The 20,744-nt window shown below is 43.8% G+C and carries 24 protein-coding genes; all 24 read right to left on the minus strand.

The window, feature by feature from the left end; genetic code table 11:
• Window positions 1-99: 99 nt before the first annotated feature.
• Complete coding sequence (locus ACESZP_RS14155; protein WP_349164888.1) at window positions 100-852, minus strand: RluA family pseudouridine synthase; 753 nt, start codon at window positions 850-852, stop codon at window positions 100-102.
• Window positions 853-924: 72 nt separating this feature from the next.
• On the minus strand, window positions 925-1,788 hold the full coding sequence (locus ACESZP_RS14160) for a YitT family protein (RefSeq protein WP_349164887.1): 864 nt from the start codon (window positions 1,786-1,788) through the stop codon (window positions 925-927).
• Between the two features lie 4 nt (window positions 1,789-1,792).
• A complete protein-coding gene (locus ACESZP_RS14165; RefSeq protein ID WP_349164886.1) occupies window positions 1,793-3,121 on the minus strand; it encodes a 6-phospho-alpha-glucosidase in 1,329 nt (442 codons plus the stop codon).
• A gap of 13 nt (window positions 3,122-3,134) precedes the next feature.
• The gene (locus ACESZP_RS14170; RefSeq protein WP_499709409.1) at window positions 3,135-4,721 is read right to left on the minus strand and encodes a PTS transporter subunit EIIC; all 1,587 of its coding nucleotides are present in this window, start codon (window positions 4,719-4,721) and stop codon (window positions 3,135-3,137) included.
• A 103-nt stretch (window positions 4,722-4,824) separates the two neighbouring features.
• Window positions 4,825-5,652 carry a PRD domain-containing protein gene (locus tag ACESZP_RS14175; protein ID WP_499709411.1) on the minus strand — a complete coding sequence of 276 codons (828 nt, stop codon included), beginning with the start codon at window positions 5,650-5,652 and terminating at the stop codon, window positions 4,825-4,827.
• A 21-nt stretch (window positions 5,653-5,673) separates the two neighbouring features.
• Window positions 5,674-6,153, minus strand: coding sequence for a PTS sugar transporter subunit IIA (locus ACESZP_RS14180; RefSeq protein ID WP_349164883.1), 480 nt, complete (start codon window positions 6,151-6,153; stop codon window positions 5,674-5,676).
• A gap of 187 nt (window positions 6,154-6,340) precedes the next feature.
• Window positions 6,341-7,387: an IS30 family transposase gene (locus ACESZP_RS14185; RefSeq protein ID WP_069431745.1), complete on the minus strand. Its 1,047-nt coding sequence runs from the start codon at window positions 7,385-7,387 to the stop codon at window positions 6,341-6,343.
• Between the two features lie 82 nt (window positions 7,388-7,469).
• Window positions 7,470-7,685 (minus strand): hypothetical protein, encoded by a 216-nt coding sequence (locus ACESZP_RS14190; protein WP_242878362.1) that lies wholly within the window; start codon window positions 7,683-7,685, stop codon window positions 7,470-7,472.
• Complete coding sequence (locus ACESZP_RS14195; protein ID WP_242878363.1) at window positions 7,658-7,993, minus strand: hypothetical protein; 336 nt, start codon at window positions 7,991-7,993, stop codon at window positions 7,658-7,660. The genes ACESZP_RS14190 and ACESZP_RS14195 overlap by 28 nt, the downstream gene beginning before the upstream one ends.
• Window positions 7,994-8,019: 26 nt before the next feature.
• Window positions 8,020-8,235 carry a hypothetical protein gene (locus tag ACESZP_RS14200; protein ID WP_015516493.1) on the minus strand — a complete coding sequence of 72 codons (216 nt, stop codon included), beginning with the start codon at window positions 8,233-8,235 and terminating at the stop codon, window positions 8,020-8,022.
• Between the two features lie 99 nt (window positions 8,236-8,334).
• A complete protein-coding gene (locus ACESZP_RS14205) occupies window positions 8,335-8,475 on the minus strand; it encodes a hypothetical protein (protein ID WP_015516494.1) in 141 nt (46 codons plus the stop codon).
• Between the two features lie 448 nt (window positions 8,476-8,923).
• Window positions 8,924-9,088, minus strand: coding sequence for a hypothetical protein (locus ACESZP_RS14210; RefSeq protein WP_015516495.1), 165 nt, complete (start codon window positions 9,086-9,088; stop codon window positions 8,924-8,926).
• Between the two features lie 43 nt (window positions 9,089-9,131).
• Complete coding sequence (locus tag ACESZP_RS14215) at window positions 9,132-9,293, minus strand: hypothetical protein (protein ID WP_015516496.1); 162 nt, start codon at window positions 9,291-9,293, stop codon at window positions 9,132-9,134.
• A 206-nt stretch (window positions 9,294-9,499) separates the two neighbouring features.
• Window positions 9,500-10,444 carry a glycoside hydrolase family 73 protein gene (locus tag ACESZP_RS14220; RefSeq protein WP_499709413.1) on the minus strand — a complete coding sequence of 315 codons (945 nt, stop codon included), beginning with the start codon at window positions 10,442-10,444 and terminating at the stop codon, window positions 9,500-9,502.
• 3 nt (window positions 10,445-10,447) lie between these two features.
• Window positions 10,448-10,876, minus strand: coding sequence for a phage holin family protein (locus ACESZP_RS14225; RefSeq protein ID WP_015516498.1), 429 nt, complete (start codon window positions 10,874-10,876; stop codon window positions 10,448-10,450).
• A 71-nt stretch (window positions 10,877-10,947) separates the two neighbouring features.
• A complete protein-coding gene (locus tag ACESZP_RS14230; protein ID WP_499709415.1) occupies window positions 10,948-11,988 on the minus strand; it encodes a reverse transcriptase/maturase family protein in 1,041 nt (346 codons plus the stop codon).
• 355 nt (window positions 11,989-12,343) lie between these two features.
• Window positions 12,344-12,733, minus strand: a complete 390-nt coding sequence (avd, locus tag ACESZP_RS14235) for a diversity-generating retroelement protein Avd (RefSeq protein ID WP_007037229.1) — start codon at window positions 12,731-12,733, stop codon at window positions 12,344-12,346.
• A gap of 59 nt (window positions 12,734-12,792) precedes the next feature.
• Window positions 12,793-13,887 (minus strand): phage major tropism determinant, encoded by a 1,095-nt coding sequence (locus ACESZP_RS14240; protein WP_499709418.1) that lies wholly within the window; start codon window positions 13,885-13,887, stop codon window positions 12,793-12,795.
• A complete protein-coding gene (locus ACESZP_RS14245; protein ID WP_227064474.1) occupies window positions 13,887-14,381 on the minus strand; it encodes a hypothetical protein in 495 nt (164 codons plus the stop codon). Before ACESZP_RS14245 ends, ACESZP_RS14240 begins: the two co-directional genes overlap by 1 nt.
• A gap of 21 nt (window positions 14,382-14,402) precedes the next feature.
• The gene (locus ACESZP_RS14250; protein WP_444088929.1) at window positions 14,403-15,443 is read right to left on the minus strand and encodes a hypothetical protein; all 1,041 of its coding nucleotides are present in this window, start codon (window positions 15,441-15,443) and stop codon (window positions 14,403-14,405) included.
• Window positions 15,444-15,462: 19 nt separating this feature from the next.
• Window positions 15,463-16,509: a siphovirus ReqiPepy6 Gp37-like family protein gene (locus ACESZP_RS14255; protein ID WP_055304022.1), complete on the minus strand. Its 1,047-nt coding sequence runs from the start codon at window positions 16,507-16,509 to the stop codon at window positions 15,463-15,465.
• A 4-nt stretch (window positions 16,510-16,513) separates the two neighbouring features.
• Entirely contained in the window at window positions 16,514-17,467 is a 954-nt protein-coding gene (locus ACESZP_RS14260; protein ID WP_055304021.1) for a phage tail family protein, read from the minus strand.
• Window positions 17,468-17,470: 3 nt separating this feature from the next.
• Entirely contained in the window at window positions 17,471-20,488 is a 3,018-nt protein-coding gene (locus ACESZP_RS14265; protein WP_499709420.1) for a phage tail tape measure protein, read from the minus strand.
• Window positions 20,457-20,744 carry a hypothetical protein gene (locus ACESZP_RS14270; RefSeq protein WP_007037236.1) on the minus strand — a complete coding sequence of 96 codons (288 nt, stop codon included), beginning with the start codon at window positions 20,742-20,744 and terminating at the stop codon, window positions 20,457-20,459. The genes ACESZP_RS14265 and ACESZP_RS14270 overlap by 32 nt, the downstream gene beginning before the upstream one ends.

Genomic DNA, 20,744 nt, shown 5'->3' on the forward strand with positions numbered 1-20,744 from the left:
CGCTTGAACTGACAGGCCCCGAAAAAGCGAACGGCTTCTCCCTTTTCTGTCCGTCTTAGTATCTGCAAAAATGAGCGTTTTACGCTGTGGATAACTGATTTACATAAATTTCTGAAACACCGGATTTTCCGGCTTCCGTTCAAATTCCATCCATTTTCCGGTGGACGGATGGCGGAATTTTATCCGATATGCACACAGGGCCGGGAAGGAGTTATCCACATTATCCACATAGTTTTCAACCTTTCCATATTTGCGGTCGCCCACCAGAGGGGTTCCTCTGCCCGCCATCTGCACCCGAATCTGATGATGACGGCCTGTTTCCAGGCGGATTTCCAGCATTTCCAGGTTATCCACCCGCTTTAAAATCCGGTAGCGGAGCACTGCTTTTTTAGCCCCGGCATGTCCCTCCTGTACCATCTCAGAGCGGTTATTTTTCCCGTCCTTCCACAGGTAATCCACGCACTCGTTCCAGTTTTCCACCAAGTTTTCCACATTATCCACAGGTTTTCCACAGAACTTTTCCTCATTGGGGACAGGATGTGGACACTTATCCACACTGTGCCGAACCGCCAGATAGGTTTTCTGCATCTCTTTTCCGGCTGACTGCTTACTTAAGGCTGCCGCAGCCTTCGGATTTAACGCAAATACCACCAGTCCCTCCACCGGCTGATCCAGCCGATGAATCAGTCCCAGATAGGGCGCGCCGCCCTTTGGATTCTTCTTATATAAGTAATTTTTCAGCAGGCTCTCACAGTCCTTCGCTCCCACCCGCGCGCTCTGCACCGGCACCCCGGCAGGCTTGCGAATAACCAGCACATCCTTGTCCTCGTAAATGATTTCCAGTTCTTTCATATGCTCTCCGTTTTGTAGATAGAAAAAGATTGCCCTCCCGCTTCCGCGCTGAAGGGCAATCTCATTATAACGTTATTTTTCCCCTATCGTCAATGCTTTAAAACCGTCTCCGTGTACTTCATTTGACTCCCAGATAATCATAAAGGATTCCGGATCCAGCCTTTTTACCTGCTGCGTAATCTCAAACATCTGTTTATTATTGCAGACGCAGAGTACCGCATATTTTTTCTCCTGCCGGTATCCGCCCATGACTGGAATAATCGTAGAGCCTCTGTGGCAGCAATCCTCGATTCCATCCGAAATCTTTTTACCATCCTTTGTAATAATCATGGTCATTTTTCCGGCATTTCTTCCGTACATGGTCTTATTGATCACTGCTCCTGCCAGATAATTGATAATCAATCCGTAGATAACGCCTTCTGTATCCCCGAAAATCAGCCAGGTAACGCCAATGACGCTGACTGCGAAAAGGAAGGTAATATTGCCCAAAGGCAGATACGGCTTCTTCGCCTTTAATGCCATAATCAGGAAGTCCGCGCCACCGGTCGAGGAATTCTGCATATAAATCAGCGCGTATCCTACCCCGCCCAAAACGCCGGTGCAAATCGCAGCCAGCATCCGATTTCCCGTAAAAACAGGAAGCAGAGGAGCCACGTAGTCCATCAGCAACGAGGAAATTACCATGCAGCGCACAGACCGCAGAAAAAAACCTTTTCCCAGCATTCGAAAGCAGAGAATCACCACCGGAATATTTAAAAGCACATTGGACAAACCCAGTGGAATCCGGAACAACCGATACAGAATCAATGCGATTCCGGAGAAACCGGTCATGGGAAATTCCGCGGCCGCCGCAAAATTATAAATACTCACGGCGACCAGCAGACTTCCCAGCACCTCCAGAAAAAAGGATTCCCAATTCAGCTTTTTCCCAAACATATCCTTATTTCAGCTCCGGCCAATATCCTTTATTAGCTTCAATCAGTTCATCCAGAATCTGCTTTGCCACAGTAGCGCTGGGTACGGTTTTGGATAAGGTCAGTGCCTGCCACAGCTTATGATAGGAGCCGGTAATCCATGCGTCTACGACCAGTTTTTCCACCGATACCTGCTGCTCCATCAGTCCCTTCTGGAACTGGGGAATCTCACCCATGGCCAGCGGCTCGATACCGTTCTTTCCCACCAGACAGGGCACTTCCACCATGGCTGTCGGATCAAAGTTTGCAATAGCTCCCTTATTTTCCGTAATCAGCAGCATTCTTTCATGGGTATTATTGGCAATTCCGGTTGCCAGATCCACAATGAAGGTTGCGTGATTATCCACATCAAACAAATCATCATGGCAGTGGCCGTCCTCCGCCACCTTCCGGCATGCTGTAAATACATCCTTTTCACGGCCATCCATAACCTCGTTCGTACGGGTATAATTCTTATCCGAATGCTTTACCACATAATCCTGGAACAGATAATATTTCAGATAGGTATTCGGCAGATACGCATCATCCAATTCCAGAATATCCCGGGCCTTCTGATAAGTTGCGTGCCAGCTGTCACGCTTCGGGTCTGTATACAGAGATTCATCTTCCACGTAGCCGTACTTCCGCACATGCTCTTTCAGACGGGGCATCAGATCGTTTCCTGCCTTATCATGAATCTCCGTCCACCATCCAAAGTGATTCAATCCAAAATACCGCACATCCATCTCTTTTCTGGATTTCAGACCCAGTATAGTCGCCATGTGATTTTCCAGCTCAATAGGCATATCGCAGATATTGATAATTTTGGAATTGGGGCGCAGCCGTCTGGTCGCTTCAGCCACAATCGCCGCCGGGTTAGAGTAGTTCAGCATCCAGGCATTCGGAGAATATTTCTCCATATAGTCCAGATTCTCCAAAATTCCACCAATCGAACGCATGCCGTAAGCGATACCGCCCGGGCCACAAGTTTCCTGTCCAACCACATCGTATTTCAGCGGAATCTTCTCATCCAGCTCGCGCATAGCGTATTTTCCTACACGAATCTGCGCCATGGCAAAGTCGATATCTGTATACGCCTCCTCCGGATTGGTGGATGCCAGGAATTCAATCTCCGGTGCTTTCTCGTGGATAATGATTTCGCATGCTCTGGCAATCACTTCCTGACGCTCCGGATCATTGTCATAAAGCTTGATTTTCCGTAACGGGAAACGATCCAGCTGACTTAACAGCATCAGAACCATACCCGGCGTATACGTACTTCCGCCGCCTACAATCAATACAGAATATTTTTTCATAATATATTTCCTCCTATTTCTTTAATTGCTTTCTGACAGATTCTTTAATAATACCTACGGTCGTTCCGTAAATAATCTGAATGTTCCGATCATCAATGACGCGAATGGCTGTGCAACCCGTTTTATTCAGCATCTCCTTGTCAACAAGGGAACCATCTTTTAATACCACACGCAGACGGGACATACAGGAATCTACCTCCTCAATATTGTCCTTGCCGCCCAGACCCTTGATGATAGTCAGTGCTTTCAGCGTTTTCGGGTCCGTCGCTGCATCCACGCTGCTACCTTCCTCTGAATCATTCGCCTCCTGCAGTGCTTCCAGAGATGCGTCATAATCACCTCCGCGCCCCGGAGTCTTCACGTTGAATTTCAGGATAAACCAGCGGAAAATTGCATAGTTGGCAATAAATTCGCCAATGGTTACAAAAACACATACCCACCAGTGAGAGTCTGAACGTAAAAGTCCAAATACAACAAATTCAATGATTCCGGAACCGTAACCAATCTGATTTCCGAATAGATACATAAATACCCAGCTTAATCCATAAAGAACTGCATAAATCACATACAGAACCGGAGCCGTAAACAGGAAGATAAATTCCAGCGGTTCTGAGATACCTGCAATCATGGCTGTGGTCACACCTGCCAGAATCAGCGGTTTTACTGCTTTTTTCTTATCCGCGTCCGCACACTGGTAAATTGCAAGTCCGATAGCCGGAAGTGCGCCCAGCATCATCGGAATCTGCGGTCCATAGGAGAATTTCACCATTTCACGCAGAGTGGTATTCAATGGAAGTCCCTCTGCCAGATACTGCATGAAGGCCGGTCTCTGACCCTCTACAATACCGGAAGCAAACTCAAATATACCGGACACAGAAGTATCACGTACAACAGAAATCCAGATCTGATGGAGACCGGTGGGAATCAACAGTCGCTCTACAAAACCGTACAGCCACAGGCCAAAGACGCCCATCTGATTCAGAATGGTTGCCAGTCCATTGATACCGCGGGAAATAAACACCCATACGAAGGGGAACAGATTTCCCAGAATCATAAAGCTGAACACACTGATAATCGGCACAAACCGTACTCCCTGAAAGAAGGAGAACGCCATCGGGAATTTTACCGTATGGAATTTTTTGTGCAGCACACTGGTCAGAATACCTACCAGAATACCTCCCAGCATACCGGCATTTACGGTACTGATACCCAGCACTGTGGTCAGACCATTGCCCGGGAACATGGCTGCGATATTCGGAAAATTATCCACCAGCATTCCCATTCCCGTCAGAAATGACAGATATCCTACAAAGCCCGCGAAGGCTGCGTATTCCTTATCCTCATCCACCAGCGCAAAGGGCAATGCCACTGCGTACAGCGCCGCGAAATTGCTGACTACGATGCTTCCCATCTGAAGCAGTACCTTAAAGATGTACTGAACCATGGTGTTGCCCAAAAAGGGAGCTGCCGCAATAATATCCCCCGATGTAAAAAACGATGCGACTCCCATTAACAGTGACGCTGACGCAATCAGCGACAGCGGCGTCAGAAATGCTTTTGACAATTTCTGAAAAAATACCATTGTATTTCCTTTCTTCATACCTTTCCCTCCTGATAAACAAAAAGACCTTCTGTCCTGAAACATACAGCCTGAATCCCTGTATTTTCAAGATAGACGGTCTTGCCTCCTGTGAGTAACAATCCTACTGGCCTCTGATCCGAAGAATATGCATAGCCAGATAGGCCGCTTCCTCTTCTGATATGTCATAATCAAAGGTCTCACTTATGAAATTTTTAATTTTTTCAATTATCTCTTCCAGCTTTGGCTCCCTGGCCAACAGCCCCGGATACAGGCCCTCCATAATGCCAAACTGAACCTGTTCCTGATTAAAAATACGTCTTGCCAAAAATTTCAAATGCGTAAGAAATCTACTGTACTCAAAGTCATCCTCCCGGCAGTGAATTCCCATCTCCGCTTCCAGAATTTGCAGAATTCCGTTGGTCAGCACCAGAATATTGTTCACATCTACAGATGGTTCTCCCATTCTGGTATTCACAATATGCAACGCGAAATACCCCGCCTCATCCTCCGGAAGCGAAATCCCCATTTCCTTTTCTACCAGCTGTTTCCCGTACCTTCCAATCTGATATTCCCTGTTATACAGGAGTTTAATCTCCTGCAGCATCAGATTGGGCAACGGCTCCTGCTTTTTCTGTCGTTCCACCGCAAAGGAAATATGATCCGCCAACGCAAATACAAACTGCGGACTCAACGTGCATGCAAGCTCCTTTTCCGCATATTCCTGTATCTGTTCCACCAGCTTAAAAACACCCGGTTCAATATGCCGGAAAATCTGCTCGTATTTCTGGAAAAACCGATCCCGTATCTGGTATACCTTTTCTATCTTCTTAACCTCTACCGTATCTCCCGGTTTCTTCTGAAATCCGATTCCAGAGCCCATTAGAATAATTTCTTTTTTATTTGCGACTGTCGCAACGGTATTATTGTTAATGACTCTTGTAATTTTCATGCTCTTCCCCTCTTACGCAACTTAAAATGCAAGCACCGCGCTTTTTCCTGCACATACCTCCCCTTTTTTTAAATATTGCAGGGATCCATAGCTTTCGACCTCCGGCACCAGTACCATGGTTACCAGATTGTATCCCTTCTTATAGAGGGCTTCCCGATCCACCAGCACTGCCGGCGTACCGGCTTTCACTGGCTGATGCGCTTTTACCTGCACCTGAAATCCTTCCCCCTTTTCATTCACTGTGTCGATCCCGATGTGAACCAGAATCTCCGGTCCATCCGGAACTCTGACTCCGAAGGCATGACCTGTCTCCATTACAAAGCTTATCTCACCGTCCACAGGAACTACTATCTGATCTTTTTCCGGAATCACTGCTATGCCGTCACCGACCAGTTTTTCCGAAAAGACACCGTCGCCGACTTCTTCCAGGGAAATCGCCCGACCATCTACCGGAGCGTAAATCTCCGTTTGTTGTTTCTTTTTCTTTAAAAATCCAAACATAGAACCTCCGGGTTATCATTGTCTAAAAACAAAAATGGCATGAGTGAAAAATCACTCATGCCTGCAATTCAGTAACACGTGTTATTGAGCATAATATACAACAGTCCCCCGCTTTTGTCAAGTTGTTTTTTTACATTTTACTCTTTTATATTTTGTCAATAGTTTTGCGACAAGTTTTTGAAAATTATTATGCCGTGATTTTTTCTAACTCTTCTTTAAATAATTCTTCTGATGTTTTGAAACCAAAAATACCCCGTGGGTATGTGTTTATCCAATTTTCTATAAATTCAATGTCCCTATCTTGCTTTTCGTCAAAATCTTCCCCTTTAGGGATATGGCGGCGGATTAGCTTGTTGGTGTTCTCGTTGGTCCCTCTCTCCCAACTACTGTATGGGTGGCAGTAGAATAGATATGTGCGTTTCTCCCCTGGTGTCAATGCTGAACGCTCCATGCCCTTACAATCCGAAAACTCCACGCCGTTATCTACTGTGATGCTTCTAAACACCTTAGAAAACATATCTCCCCATTTTCTTTCTAAACGGTCCAGGGCATCCACCACACTTTCCGCCTTTTGGTCTTTCAGTTTAAATATAATCTCGTCCCTGGTCTTTCTCTCTGTTAATACAAGCATACATGATTTTGTAACGCCTTGTTTACCCTTTACGGTGTCCATTTCCCAATGTCCGAATGTTTCACGGGTTGCCACTTCATCCGGGCGGTTCTCTATGCTCTCCCCGGCTGCTGCCCTCTTCTGTACCTGGACTTTCTTGTTTTTCTTTTTCTTCTTACCCTTAACGGGTAAATGCTTGTTGGTAAGTTTAAGGAATATGCCGTTATCAATATAGCGGTATAGGGTTCTTACGCTTATAGTGGTGCTAAATTCTATTCCGCTTGTTGCTACTGCTGCCAATGCTGCTTCCGGGCTATATTTATTTTCTACAATCTTATTTTCTATGTATTCCGCCAATTTAATATCATTGCCTATTTTAATATTTCTGCCTTTGCCCTGGGCGTTCCAATCATGGGTCTGCTGCCCCTTATCACTACTATAACGCACCTCTTCCGTATAGTCTGAATTTCTATGTACATACTCGCCCCGTTTCATTTCTCTGTAAATAGTGCTTCTGTGAACGTGCAAATAATCCGCAACCTCTTGTACGGAATGACCTTTGTTAAGTAGTGTTTCCATTGATATTCTATCATTTTGGCTTAACTGTTTGTATTTTCTACCCATAAAAATAACCCCCTTGATACGGCAATAGGGACAACCCGGAATAATCCGTTGTTGTCCCCGTCTGTTTCCTATGTTCCTTTACTTATTCTGTGATTTCTTCTTTATAGGTTATTTCAATGGTAATACTAAATGGTGTTTCTGTGTCTAATACGGTATATTCATCATCCCATTCCTTTATCATTTTATATTTTCCGCCGGACACCTCAACCCATATATTTTCTATATTGCCTTTTTTTAAAAGATTTTTTACTCTACTTATGCCGCCCTTTTTTATATCTCCAATGTGGGTATTACGCACAAATACTTGTAGTTGCTCCGCCCCCCCTCACAAGATATAGTGGTTATTGTAGCTTTTTCGTTTATTTCATATTGAAATACTTTTTCATTTTCTTGTTTTTCATCTATAAAATCCCGGTCTTTCATTTTGTAATCTTCGTTTTCATCCACAAGGTCCATAATATCTTCCATGTGGTCTTTTACATTGTCCAGGATAAACCGTTGGTTTTTTATAATATACCTCGGCTTTTTTTCTTCCGGCATCTGTACGGGCTGCGGTTGTACTGCTGCCGTGTTCTTTTTAGAAAATAGGTTACTAAATAATCCCATGTTGTGTTCCCTCGCTTTCTTCCGTGTTACTCTTCTGTTTCTGTTACTGCTTCCATTGCTTCCATTTTTTCTTTTACTGCTGAATACACAAACTCATTTACACTTGTCCCTACTGCTGCCGCTTTTTCCTTTATTACTGCTTTTTCTCCCTTTGGCACAAGTAATTCCATGCGGTCATAGGTTTTCTTTTTATATTCGTTCTGATATTTCGTCTGGTCGAACTCTTTTTTTATTTTTGGCATTTACGCCCTCTTCCTTTCTCTTGCCAAATGGTGTATAATACTTTTTACAGTTTAGGGCGGCTTTGGCAAGTCCACCGCCCTTTCTGTTTCCCTAAAGCCTTACTTATTAAGTAGGGCTTTTACTCTTTCTTTGGCTTCTGCCAGGTCTTTACACTCGTTTAATATTTCAAGTATTTTCCTGGTCTGATTTTCTTCTGCCGTTTCTTTAAGTAACTCGCCTACGTTCATATCCTCGTCCATGAAGTTCTCCTTTCTATGCTTGCCCATTACTCATTAAGTTTGTGTATCTCCCTTAACTGTCTTTATTATATAACATATTCCGTACTATGTCAATACATATTCCGTACTATTTTAAATTTATTTTTATGTGCAATAAGCCCGGCGGAATGTGCCAGGCTTAAAAGTGCGTGTATTTACCATTGATAAAATCACAGAAACAACGGGTTTCAATATATAGTTGCATCATATAGGCGTTTTGGGTTTCCGGGCATTGGTCTAAACGATTGTGTATATAAGCAATGCACCCTTGCCCGGTGTATTCCTCATTGCTTCCCCGTTTCACATTAAAACGTGGGTCAAAACTTGTCAGACAGTACCGCAACGCCTATTGTTGCAACCCCTCAACGGTTTATAGTGGCTTGGGACACTCGCACCCGTTCACGGTGTGGCCGTTTTAGTTGTCGGGCGGCTATTCTTCCGCCCTATTCTTTATTTTATTAAATTCTTTTAGAAATTCCTCAATAACCCAATCTTTTTCTAAACTTTCCGTTTCTGCTAATCTCTTGCAACTCCACAATGCCATTTCCGCTTCCTCTTTAACCTTTTCCCTTGCATCTTTCAACCACTTTTCCATATTGTCTTTCCTTTCCGCTGGGAACTTTTCCCCGGCTTAATGCTTATAGTGCAGTTTCGATAAACTCAACCGCTGCCTTTATGGTTTTGAATGTGTGGAACTCTCTAAAGCCTTTCCCTTCTCTTACTGATACATGGTAAGCACCACGGCTTCCGGTCATTCTTGTTATATCATATCCCTTTACTGTTTTTACTACTTCCCACATTTTCTTTTCCTCACTTTCTTTGTGTTCCTCTCTTAACTGTCTTTATTATATTACATATTCCGTACTATGTCAATACATATTCCGTACTATTTTAAAAATCTTTTAAAATAAAGAAAAAGCACACTTTTTAAAGGTGTGCTTTTAGTTCCGTGATATACATTATTTCCTTGCTCTTTTGGTAGCCAAATTCCTAAAGGCGGCGTTGCTTATGCTGCTGCTAAATTGGCGGCGTTTACTGCTGCCGTCACGGTGTTACCGATACCAATAACAATTCTGTCATTCTTAACCTCGATAACATCATATTTACTGTACCAACACTTAAACATATTGCCGTAGTAATCGTAAGCATTGATAACCTTTACTTTCTGCCCTACCTTGAAGCCGTGGGCGTTTTCTGTTTCTTCCTGGGTCGGAATGTCGGTTGGTACTTCTGCATCCGCCGGGGCTTCTGCAATCTCTTCATCCTTTGCAATGTTGGCGGCGTTTACTGCTGCCGTCACGGTGTTACCGATACCGATAACAACACGGTCCCCGTTTACCTGGATAACATCATATTCATCATAGTAGGTTGCGAAACGCACCCCGTTGTATGTGATGTTGTCAATCACTCTTACCTTGTCCCCCACCTTATAACCGTGGGTTTCCTTGTTCGCCGGTCCCTGGTTCTCTCCGTCCCATGTATCATACTGTGTAAGGTTGTAAGAATTGATGATGTTCATTACATTCTTGATGTATGTAGGACTTGTTGCATATCCGCCGTTTTTGATTGCGGTAATGGCACTTTCGGCGTTTCCGTTGTTTACTGCTCCGGCATAACGGGAACTTCCGCAAATCAGATTGTAATAATCCGCCACGCTCTCTTCCAGGCTATCATAAGCACGGAAAGCGGCGGTAATCTGCGTGTAGGTCTTACCGTCATAGCACTCGTTTGTTTTACTACTGTAAACCTTACCTTTCCAACTGCTGCCGGCCTTAATGCCAAAAAACGCATTGGCTTTTGTCATAAGCCCGGACGTTCCCCACCCGGTTTCTAATGCGGCCTGTGCGATACATACGGACGGTAAAACCCATTTATCACGGGTTAAATATTCTTTTCTTGCGATTGCTGCCAATTTCGCAATAAAGGTGTTTACCTGGTCTTTTGTTGCCATGTCTTATTCCTCGCTTTCTTCTTTTTCTTCCGCTTTCGCTGCGTTCTTGTCCCTTAACTGCAAAAGCACATCTTTTAACTGCTGCGGTATGTTGATAAATTCCGCCGCATTTTCCAAAATGGAAAGTGCTTCATTGCAGATAAAGAAAACAATAACAATTTCCCTTAATGGTATTGTGTCCCCGGTCATTCTCTGCACGTTGTAGGCAACTGCGATAACCACAAATACCATGATTTTTTTTACAATCCCCTTAAATCCGATTGCACTTGAAAGTTCTTTTTTATAGACTGCTTTCAAAATGCCCGTGAAATAATCCAGGATAGCAAAAAGCAATATTGTGTATAACATCACATCCCAACCGCCGAACAACGAAACGATAAAACCGCCAACCAATCCGACAATCACGGAAATAAAGTTAAACATTTTCTCCATTGTTCCATGCTCCTTTCCTTGTTTTTTACAAGTAAATCATATAATGGAACGGCTTTTTATTCTGACCCTTTTTACGCCGTTGCTTCCAGGCGTTCCCATTCATAGAATAACAATTCGTATTCAACCGCCTTTGCAATGTGGTATGTGTCGGCGTGTCCTAAATGTCCCTTTTTGCTTTCATACTTCCGGTTAAATTCTTCCGGCGGCAATTCGCCCAACTCATACGCCTTTACATCTTGCTTTAACTTTCTGATAGATGATTTTCTTACTTTCTTGTGGTCTGCATAGTGGATATATCCGCAAAAATCTATGCCATTCCCGGCGTATAGGATTGTGCTTTTAGGGTTAATATGCAAAAGCATTTCATTTTCCAAAAATTCTTCTATTCTCTTAACCCATTCTTTTAACTGCTCCAAATCATCCGATAGGATAATAAAATCATCCATGTACCGCACAAAATACGGAATATGTAAAACGTGCTTGCAAAATTTATCTAACTTATTGCCGTACACATTCGCAAATAACTGACTTGTGAGGTTTCCAACGGGTATTCCCACGCCGTCCGGCAATATGCCGTTGTGGTCTATAATATCATCCATTAACATAAGGGCTTTCTTATCCCCTATATAGCGGCGGTTTTCATCCTTTAATTTGTCATGCGGTATAGATGCAAAATACTTTGATATATCCCCTTTAAAGGCATACATCCTTAACCCTTGCTTTACCTCTGTTTCATACATCCATTGATACAATGTATCACTTGCGGCGTGCATCCCCTTACCGCTCCGGCAAGCGTAAGAATGGTAATAAAATCCGTTTTCAAATACGGGTTGAATAGCGTTACAAATCATGTGTTGCACCACTCTATCATAGAACGGCAACGCCATAATAAGCCGTTCTTTTGGCTCAAACACCTTAAATATCTTATATTCCCCTTGTCTATATGTTAAATTCTGTATTTCCTCGGTTGCTCTTAAAAGTTCCTCTTCCTTAACCATAGAAAAAGCCAATACCTCATTCGTGTACCGCTTGCACCTTGCCGCCTGGTGGAATGAAGTATTGGCATTTTCAAAGGTCCCCATTTTCTCATGTAGTCCCTTTACTGTTTTCATTTAATCCCTACCAATTTTCAAATATTCTATTTTACTAAAAGGTGGTTTGCTTTGTTAGTTTGTCCGGTATCGCACCGGAACGGGCAAACCGTCTGACTTACTTAAAATGTAAATCTTTGCTAGTGGCCGCTTGGGCTTCTATGTCTATAAAATTGTAAAGTCACACACGCACCGCACACCAATGTTCGTGTTCACGTTCCACGGGTAATTGTTGCAATTGACGGCACGGCTACCGCAATGCACGCCGTTGTTCCAATTGCCGCCGCCAATGAGGGCGTGCAAGGCTCGGAAAGTTCCGTGAACTGGCCCGGTGCATATTAACAGTTTCCCCAAAATAAAATTGGCAATGCCAACATTATTTCCAATTTCCATTCTTTACGGCTTCGATTATTCCGCCAATGATACATCCTAATTCTGTCATTTTCTTACTCAATACTTCGTATCTGTGTTTGCTCATTGCCGGATATTCCAAATCGTAGGAAAGCCGTATGAGGGTTTTGATAAACTGCAACTCTACATCTGCGTTATATATATGGCTCTTTGTCCCGGTCTTTCTAAATCTGATTACTGATTTAAGCATTTCAAAAACCGCCGTTTTAATTTGGCTCTGCAATGCGAATTTCTCAAATTTCGGAAACTGTGACAATATGGGATAAAGGTATAAAAGAAAATCATAGGTCTTTTGATACGCTTTCATGCTCTCCATATACGCATCCGCTTGATTGCTTTTCTTGTTCTCTGCCATGTTTTTATCCTCGGTTTATATATTTTTCTATGGGGTGGGCTTTCGCCCACCCTGGCAGATTACAGACTGTCACACACGCACCGCACACCAATGCCCGTGCCCACGTTCCACGGGTAAAAGCTGCAAGCGACGGCACGGCTACCGCAATGCACGCCGTCGACCCAACCGCCGCCGCCAACGAGGGCGTGCAAGGCTGTTTGTGACGGCATATAAATTTGACCGTAGCCGGACATAACATTGTACCAATTCCAGGATGCAGCGGTTGGGTCTAAACACAACTCGTTAATCCATTCCCACACGTTCCCGGCAATGTCCATAATGTTTTTTACAGAAATTGCATTTTTGATTTTTCCAACGGCGGTTCTTGCAGTGTTGGTTGTTGCGGTCCAACCGTTTGTATTGCTGCCGTCTAATCCCTGGGGGCTTCCCTCTGCTGCAATTAACCACTCTGCAAGGTCCGGTAAACGCTTTCCGACACGGGCAGCCTTTTCATTGGCAATATACCAATTTAAACCCTCTGTACCCGTAATAGGCGTTGCATTATATACAGATTGTAAGCCGTTCGCCCCATCATCTGATGCAAGGTAAATATCAGCCCACAAACCATTCCCCAGGTATGCCATACCGGACGGGTCGCACTTCGGACGGTGTAAGGCGGTCCATACAGAGTTAGGGGCAATGTCCTCACGCACGTTACTTTCCCAACCGCTACCACGCACACTTCCACTTGTATTTACTTCTCTGCCGTATTCATCCACATTTCTAACAAAGCCATAATGGAAACCGCCAATTTTACGGGTGTTTGTATCGTCCCATTCCACGCCGTCCGGGAATGTGGAATTTTCAGAGATTAAATAAACCTCGTTTGAACTGTCCTTGCCATTGTTGCATAAGTAAATGTAATAATCTTTGCCGTGTGCAAAGCTGCTTGCACCGTCCAGGTTGGCGGCGGAAAGCGTTGTTTCTTCGGTCTGAAAAATGGCATCCCCTACCGCAATAACTGCCCCGGCAAGCACGGTTAATTGTCCGGCTGCGGAATACTGTATAAACGCCTTTTCACTCGCTACAATGTCCGATACGGCGGCCATTTTAGCAACTGTGATTTTCGCCCTCTCGTCCGTCATATTCTCGTCATAAACAAATAATCTTCCCATTATGCTAATTCTCCTTTCATCTGCTCCACTTCCTCTTCTGTAATTCCCAGGCGGTCATAAAATGTAACCTCTGCCGGAATACCGATTGTAGCCGCATCCGCCGCAATAGCCTTTGAAAGTGTCAAAATTGTGTGCTTGGTCTGATTGTTATTTGTGGTTGTTTCGGCATCTGCTGCCGCCGTTCCCTCTGCTGCTGCCGCTTCCTGGTCTGCTTCTGCTGCCTTTTCAACCTCGATATGCTCCACGGTCTTAACGGTTGCGGTCACGTTCCCGGCTTTTACCTTGTCCCCCTCTGTAACCTCGTTTACAAACATAAGGGTAACGCCCTTTCTGTCCTCGGTTTTCTCCAGGATAGGGCAAAATATGAAATTCTGATTTTCCAACTTCTCAACTGCTGCCAACCAATCTTCTTTCTTCAATCTGCCTTTCTTTACAAGTTTGTAAGTGTTGACTAAATCCGCCTTTGTCTTAATTACTTTTGGAAATCCTACCATTGTTTAATCCTCTCTTTCTTTTTATTGTGCAATAAATGAACCAATATAATTTCCGATATAGCCCAGGTTTGAACCCTCACGCAATGTAATATTCTGCGTTGTCATAAGATTATCGTTTGTAACCTTAAAGGCTTTCGGTGTAACCATAACGCTTTCCAAATCCGCTTCCACGGTGTATTCTCCGGCTTCCGTGACATAAAAGCCCATTTGGCTTTTTGTAACTGTAACCGTCTGCATGGTCCCCGTGGTCTTATTCGTAAGTTTTACCGTTACCGGGCTTGTAATCTGCTCCAATGTGCTAATGATGTAAACCTTAAAGGCAATGTTGTAAACCTTTTCTTTTACATCATCAATCTGTAATTGCAGTTTCCCGGCAATGTCCCCGGAAAGTTCCGTTTGCTTCTCTTTAAACCACTTATTCCATTGTGCTTCCTGGTCCGTCATAAACGCTTGTGTCATTTCTGCGTATTCTTCAATAAAATTTGCATGGTCTTGTTCCATGCTCTTTTTTTCCAGGGCGAACCATGCGTTAAATTGCTTTGTGAACTGTGAAAAATCAAAGTCCTCAAACTGTGATGCAATGAAACCGCACAATCCCGTGTCTGCCCTGGTGTCTGTAATATCACTTTGGGATATTGCCACCGCTCCGGCTGCCACATAAATTTCCGCTAAACATTTTTCCTGGATTGTGTCATTGTTCGTAAGTTCCGGCGGCTGCGGATTGCTTGAATATGCCCCCTCTAAAATAAAAATGCTTGGTTTTCGCTCTGTTTCATCATTCCGCAATATTACACGGTCAATTCTTGGCAATGTACCGTTTGAACCGCTCACGGGCAATTCTAGGACGGTTGTATTATGGATTGTGTGCAAGTTGATGTATGCGTACCCGGTACGGCTTCCGCCGTCCACCTTTACCGCCATACTTTCCCCGTCTGCGGTTACTTGCAAATGTCCATACGCCACACCCTCTTTATAGAACGGGGCTTTGTCCTCGTTCATATCCTGGCCGTTGTATAAGCGGTCTTTATTTACGGAATTGTAAAAAAATCCTCTTACTGCCATTTGCTTTTCCTCTCCTTTCCTAATTGTCCCAATTTATGGTTGTGGGTAGGGCATCCCCAAAAGTAGGAACAACATACATTCCGCCGTATTCGTAAACCTCGCAAAGTTCCGTAATGCGTAAATTTAATACCTTGTTCCACTTCGCCTTTTCTACTGTCACAATGTCCCCTAAATCGTAATCCGTGCCATAGATAAAATTAACCTCGGCTTCCACTTCGGCTTCTATGTTCTCAATCACGGCGTTTTCCGCTTTGTACTGCTCCCCCCGGATGCGTAACGCTTCCAGGTATTCTGCATTGGTCGAAAAATCATCTTTGTTTATGTCTTTGGCATCCAAAAACTCTTCCCGTAAATCAAACCCCGTTCCGCCGCCTACCGTTACATAAATACGGTCCGCACCGTCCCCGGCCCCACCTACAACAATCTTTGTTTTGGCGGTTTCGTCTGAATAGGTATGTTTTGCACGGTTTAGGTTGTTGTAACTCTCTGAAAAGATTACACGGGGCTTTGTGCCTTGCTTCTTGGTTCTGTCTATGCCTTTATATGTTTCAAAGGTCATTTTCTTACCCTTAAAATCCGGCACTACCCTAAAGCCCAATTCACAATACCGGGCAATCTTAGAAAGATAGGTTAATACATTCTTATAGGTTGCCTGGAATGTTATTTTGGTTGCATCCCCTATTCCTGGGGCTACTTCTAATAACGGTACTGCTGCCATGCGGTTAATCATATAACGCATAGCATCTTCACACGTTCCGTTAAATGTAAACATGGGGCCTGTCAATCTGTCATTGAAATATATAGGCAGAAAATAGCCGTTTCGCACAACCTCATTTACAAGTGTGCTTTCCTCTTCTGTCTGGTCCCCACGGATAACGGCGGCTTCATCTTTGCCCTTTGGTCTTATTACGTTACCCGGCTGCAAAAGTCTTATGTTTTTTTCTGTTGCCGGGGCGTGTAACTCAAACGTGCCGCACTCGTAATATTTTCTATGCCATTGTAAGGATGTATGGTTTTCAATCGTCCCCAGGCGGTACAAATTGCGGTCATATATAATAATTTCCATGCTCTTACACCCCCAAATATGAAATGCGGTAATATACGGACACGGATAAATAGTTAATGCCGCTTTCTGCATTGTATGTAATGGTGTTTGTGCCGTCCTGCAACTGTATAAAATCCCCGTCCTCGTCCAAATACTGATTTATGATTGTTCCGTACATAGAAACAACCGTTTCCCAATCAATCATTCCGTAACGGTCCTTGTGTTCCTCAATTTCTGCCTGGCTCACACCGTCCAAAAGGTATATATTTTTCTTTCCGGTGTGCGTGAAAATAACCACATATTGACCGCTTTGCAATTCAAAATCATTTCCGGCATAACCGACTTTTATATATTTCCCGCTCTCTGAATGGTAAATAGCCGGATTTTTTACAATGCCGTCCGCTCTGAATATTGCAGTTATTCCGATATTGTCCGCACCGTTGTTATTTTCAATTTCCTTTACCAACTCGGCTTCCCGGTGTCCAAATTCCACGCCGTTAATATCAAACCCGTTTTCAAAGTACCAATCTGATACCCAACTTGCCATTACCACTTCCACATCTGACAGGTCCTTAAAATACGGGTCGGTGCAAATAAGGCTAATTGTATAATCCCTTACAACGCCCGTTGTTGCCCCTGGTGTCACGCTTTCCACTCTGTAAGTGATTATTTTTATATCCCCGTCCTCGCTATATTCAAGCGTTCCGGTTCTACCCTTTGGAAACACTCTATACAGTAATTCCCGGTTCTTTCTGTAATCTCCGTCAATCTCTGCGGTTATTACAATGTTTCTTTCCTTTGCCGTGCTTCCCTGGTATGTGCTGCCGTCTGTTGTGGTGTTTTCTGATGTGGTAACATTGCAATCATAACCATATATTCCGTCAAGCCCTAATAGGTGGAATGGGTTATTATCCCAATCCCACCTAAAGGCAATAGAAACATTTTTATCATTTGTACAAGTAACTGTAATATCTGCCATAATTTACCCCCTCTGCATTGCAATAACCATTGCACGGGTCTGTATTCTCGTTTGTCTTGCTACTTCATAAGGGGATAAGGCTTTAGGACTTGTAATATTGATTTCCTGGTGGAAACCTCTATTGTTGCCCTTTAGGTTGTCTGCTGCCGTGTTTACCGCTGAACCCGTAAGCGGTGTTACAACTGCCTTTCCGTTTACCATGCTTAAAAGTTCCGGTCCGGCTTCTGCTACCATTGCCGTACCCTCTCTTAATACACCGCCTTTTGCAAGTCTCGGAAGTGAAAGCGTATCAATTTTTGAAAGCGAAACGCCCGGTATCTCATTGATAATTCCAATTACTCCGTTAATCATTCCGATAAACTTATTTACAACGCCCTCTATTGTTGATAAGCAACTGTTGATTGCTGATTTAAAAGCATCCCCAACCGCTGAACCGATAGCCACACCAACATTTACGAAACAACCTTTAATTTTCTCCCATAAATCAGAGAAAAAAGAAGTTACATTGGCAAATGCGTTTTTTATGTTTGTCCATGCGTTATCAAACTGTGTTTTAAACCATGCCGGAACGGATGCAAGGGCGGTTTTTATCTCCGTCCACCTCGCCCCAAACCATGAACCAATTGCAGCGAATACGTTTGTTACATTGGTGTATGCGTTTGTGAACATAGTTAAAAACCATGTGGCTACTGCTGCAAGGGCGGTTTTTATGTCGTTCCACCTGGCGGCGAACCATGAACCGATTGCAGCGAATACGTTTGTTACATTCGTATAGGCATTTGTAAACATGGTAAGAAACCACGTTGCCACGGTCGCAAGGGCGGTTTTTATGTCGTTCCACCTGGCGGCGAACCATGAACCGATTGCAGAAAAAATTGTGGTTATTGCGTTCCATGCTTCCGTAAATCGGTCACTGAACCACTGACCCACGCCCTGGAATACGGCAACAATGCTATTCCAAATATTGGTAAATAATGTTTTTACATTTACGCCGAACCCCTCTAAAAATCCGATTATGAAATTTATAACCGCCTGGATGATGTTTTTTACAAACGATATTGCACTATTAAACGCACCTTGCAGATACGAAAAGAAACCGTCAAAATCTCCATGTAATAACGCTATAATGGCATTTATGATATTGGTAACAAAATCAATCACATTTTGGATTGCTGCAATTATCGGTGCTGCTGCATTGATAACCCCATTTACAATACTTGCTATGTATGTAAGAACAAATTCAAATACGGGTTTTAATGCAGCCATGAGGTTAATAAACGCTTGCTTTAGGCTCTCCAAAAGCGGTTGTATGGTTGTCCACATCTGCGAAAAGGCATCCTTTACCTTTCCTATGGTCCCGTCCACTTTCTCTTTAAATTCATCATTCGTTTTATATAAAGCAATGAACCCGGCGGCAAGTGCCGCTATAATAGCAATCACTATTCCAACCGGTCCCGTGAGTGCTGATAAAACACCACTCATTCCGCCTATTTTGCTTGTTAATCCCGTTACGGTTTTTATTACCCCGGATATTCCCGTTGACATTTTCCCAAATATGATTAAAGCCGGGCCGATAGCCGCAACAATCATTCCGATTTTTACAATCATCTGCTTTGTGTTGTCGTCCAGGTTTTTAAACCATGTTGTAAACTCTTTTACCTTATTCACAACCTTATCAATTGTTGGCTGCAATGTGGTTAAAATGGAACTTCCCAGGTCTGCCCCGGCAAGTTTCAAATTGTTCATTGCTACGGCTGCATCATCCCACGGGTCTAATGTGGTTTCAAATGTGTCACTTACCACATCCCCATAGTCTGATAAAGCACCGCTTAAATCGTCTACGGATAAACGCCCCTCACGGATTGCCTGGGTCATTTCCGCCGCACCTTTCTTTCCGAAAAGGTCGGATGCAATGGTTAAGGCTTCCGTTTCTGTCTTTGCGTTTTTAATGCTATCTATTGTTTCGGTCAATGCTTCGTCTGCACTCTTGCCGTCTGCCGTTGCGTTCTGAACCGCTTTTTTCATTCCGGCAAGTGCGGTTGAAACATCAACGCCGCTTGCTTCCATTTGTGCAAGCAAATTAACGGATGATGTTAAATCAAGCCCCATTTCTTTAAGGCTTGCACCGTTGGTTGTAAGTGCGGTTTCCAATGTTTCCATTGAAATACCCGTGTCCTGGCCCGCTTTTGTCATAAGCCCCAACACATTTTTTGTCTGTGAGGCATCAACGCCGAATTTTGTCATAATACTGTCCACGCTATCAATAGCCGTGTTTAAATCCGTTCCGTTGATGTTTGCAAATTTAATAAATTCTTTTGAAAGATTTTCTAACTCTGTCCCGGTTGCCCCGAACCTTGTATTTACTTCTCCAACCGCTACGCCCACATCATCCATTGTAGTTGGCATATCTGAAAATACATTGTCCGCTACTGTCGTAAGGCTTTCCAGGGCTTCCCGGGTTGCTCCCGTCTTGGTAATAATGGTGTCATAGCCGTTATCTAATTCCATAGATGCAGCAACCCCGGCTGCTCCTAATGCGGTTATTCCGGCCGTTACGGGCATCATCTTTTCCCCGGCTTTGGTTGCCTTATCCCCTACCGTTCCAAAAGCATCCCCCACCTTTGCAAGCGTTGAATTACTCGCCTTTGCTTGCTCTTCCAGGTTTTTAAGTTCTGCTTCCGTTGCGATTACTTCACGTTTGATTGCCCGGTACTGCTCCTCGGATGCTTCGCCGTTTTTAAACTGCTGCTCCACCTGGGCTTCTGCCGTTTTTAATACATCTAATTTATCTTTGGTTTCGCCTACTGCCTTTGTAAGCAACTGTTGTTTCTGTGCTAAAAGTTCGGTATTCTTGGGGTCTAATTTCAAGCCCTTTTCAACCTCTTTTAACTCATTCTTGGTACTTTTGAGGTCCCCGTTTACACCCTTTAAGGCATTTTGCAACTTGGTTGTATCTCCGCCAATCTCAATAGTAATACCCTTAATGTTGTTAGCCACTTGATTTTCCCCCTTTCTTTCCAAATCTTTCTCTTAATCCCTCACGGTCCGGTTTTGTCTGCTCCATACGGAAGCAATCTTTTAAATATTTCCGTCCCTCTTCAGTCTGTGAATTTTCAAAAATCATTGCTTCCCGTAAGAAGAAAAGGTAAATATCTATTTCCATTTCCTGGACTTCGTAAATATTGATATGGCAATAGTCCATAACCAATTTTTCCGGGCGTGTAAGGATTGTATACGGGATTTCGCCCTTTTTATCCTGGCGTGGATAATAGGGCAT

Source organism: Candidatus Dorea massiliensis AP6 (genome assembly GCF_964245105.1).
GTDB lineage: Bacteria > Bacillota > Clostridia > Lachnospirales > Lachnospiraceae > Laedolimicola > Laedolimicola intestinihominis.

Excerpts from the sequence above, each read along its gene's own strand:
- ACESZP_RS14155 (WP_349164888.1), bottom strand. The coding sequence starts at position 852 with ATGAAAGAACTGGAAATCATTTACGAGGACAAGGATGTGCTGGTTATT.
- ACESZP_RS14160 (WP_349164887.1), bottom strand. The coding sequence starts at position 1,788 with ATGTTTGGGAAAAAGCTGAATTGGGAATCCTTTTTTCTGGAGGTGCTG.
- ACESZP_RS14165 (WP_349164886.1), bottom strand. The coding sequence starts at position 3,121 with ATGAAAAAATATTCTGTATTGATTGTAGGCGGCGGAAGTACGTATACG.
- ACESZP_RS14170 (WP_499709409.1), bottom strand. The coding sequence starts at position 4,721 with ATGAAGAAAGGAAATACAATGGTATTTTTTCAGAAATTGTCAAAAGCA.
- ACESZP_RS14175 (WP_499709411.1), bottom strand. The coding sequence starts at position 5,652 with ATGAAAATTACAAGAGTCATTAACAATAATACCGTTGCGACAGTCGCA.
- ACESZP_RS14180 (WP_349164883.1), bottom strand. The coding sequence starts at position 6,153 with ATGTTTGGATTTTTAAAGAAAAAGAAACAACAAACGGAGATTTACGCT.
- ACESZP_RS14185 (WP_069431745.1), bottom strand. The coding sequence starts at position 7,387 with ATGGGTAGAAAATACAAACAGTTAAGCCAAAATGATAGAATATCAATG.
- ACESZP_RS14195 (WP_242878363.1), bottom strand. The coding sequence starts at position 7,993 with ATGGGATTATTTAGTAACCTATTTTCTAAAAAGAACACGGCAGCAGTA.
- ACESZP_RS14200 (WP_015516493.1), bottom strand. The coding sequence starts at position 8,235 with ATGCCAAAAATAAAAAAAGAGTTCGACCAGACGAAATATCAGAACGAA.
- ACESZP_RS14205 (WP_015516494.1), bottom strand. The coding sequence starts at position 8,475 with ATGGACGAGGATATGAACGTAGGCGAGTTACTTAAAGAAACGGCAGAA.
- ACESZP_RS14210 (WP_015516495.1), bottom strand. The coding sequence starts at position 9,088 with ATGGAAAAGTGGTTGAAAGATGCAAGGGAAAAGGTTAAAGAGGAAGCG.
- ACESZP_RS14215 (WP_015516496.1), bottom strand. The coding sequence starts at position 9,293 with ATGTGGGAAGTAGTAAAAACAGTAAAGGGATATGATATAACAAGAATG.
- ACESZP_RS14220 (WP_499709413.1), bottom strand. The coding sequence starts at position 10,444 with ATGGCAACAAAAGACCAGGTAAACACCTTTATTGCGAAATTGGCAGCA.
- ACESZP_RS14225 (WP_015516498.1), bottom strand. The coding sequence starts at position 10,876 with ATGGAGAAAATGTTTAACTTTATTTCCGTGATTGTCGGATTGGTTGGC.
- ACESZP_RS14230 (WP_499709415.1), bottom strand. The coding sequence starts at position 11,988 with ATGAAAACAGTAAAGGGACTACATGAGAAAATGGGGACCTTTGAAAAT.
- avd (WP_007037229.1), bottom strand. The coding sequence starts at position 12,733 with ATGGCAGAGAACAAGAAAAGCAATCAAGCGGATGCGTATATGGAGAGC.
- ACESZP_RS14240 (WP_499709418.1), bottom strand. The coding sequence starts at position 13,887 with ATGGGAAGATTATTTGTTTATGACGAGAATATGACGGACGAGAGGGCG.
- ACESZP_RS14245 (WP_227064474.1), bottom strand. The coding sequence starts at position 14,381 with ATGGTAGGATTTCCAAAAGTAATTAAGACAAAGGCGGATTTAGTCAAC.
- ACESZP_RS14250 (WP_444088929.1), bottom strand. The coding sequence starts at position 15,443 with ATGGCAGTAAGAGGATTTTTTTACAATTCCGTAAATAAAGACCGCTTA.
- ACESZP_RS14255 (WP_055304022.1), bottom strand. The coding sequence starts at position 16,509 with ATGGAAATTATTATATATGACCGCAATTTGTACCGCCTGGGGACGATT.
- ACESZP_RS14260 (WP_055304021.1), bottom strand. The coding sequence starts at position 17,467 with ATGGCAGATATTACAGTTACTTGTACAAATGATAAAAATGTTTCTATT.
- ACESZP_RS14270 (WP_007037236.1), bottom strand. The coding sequence starts at position 20,744 with ATGCCCTATTATCCACGCCAGGATAAAAAGGGCGAAATCCCGTATACA.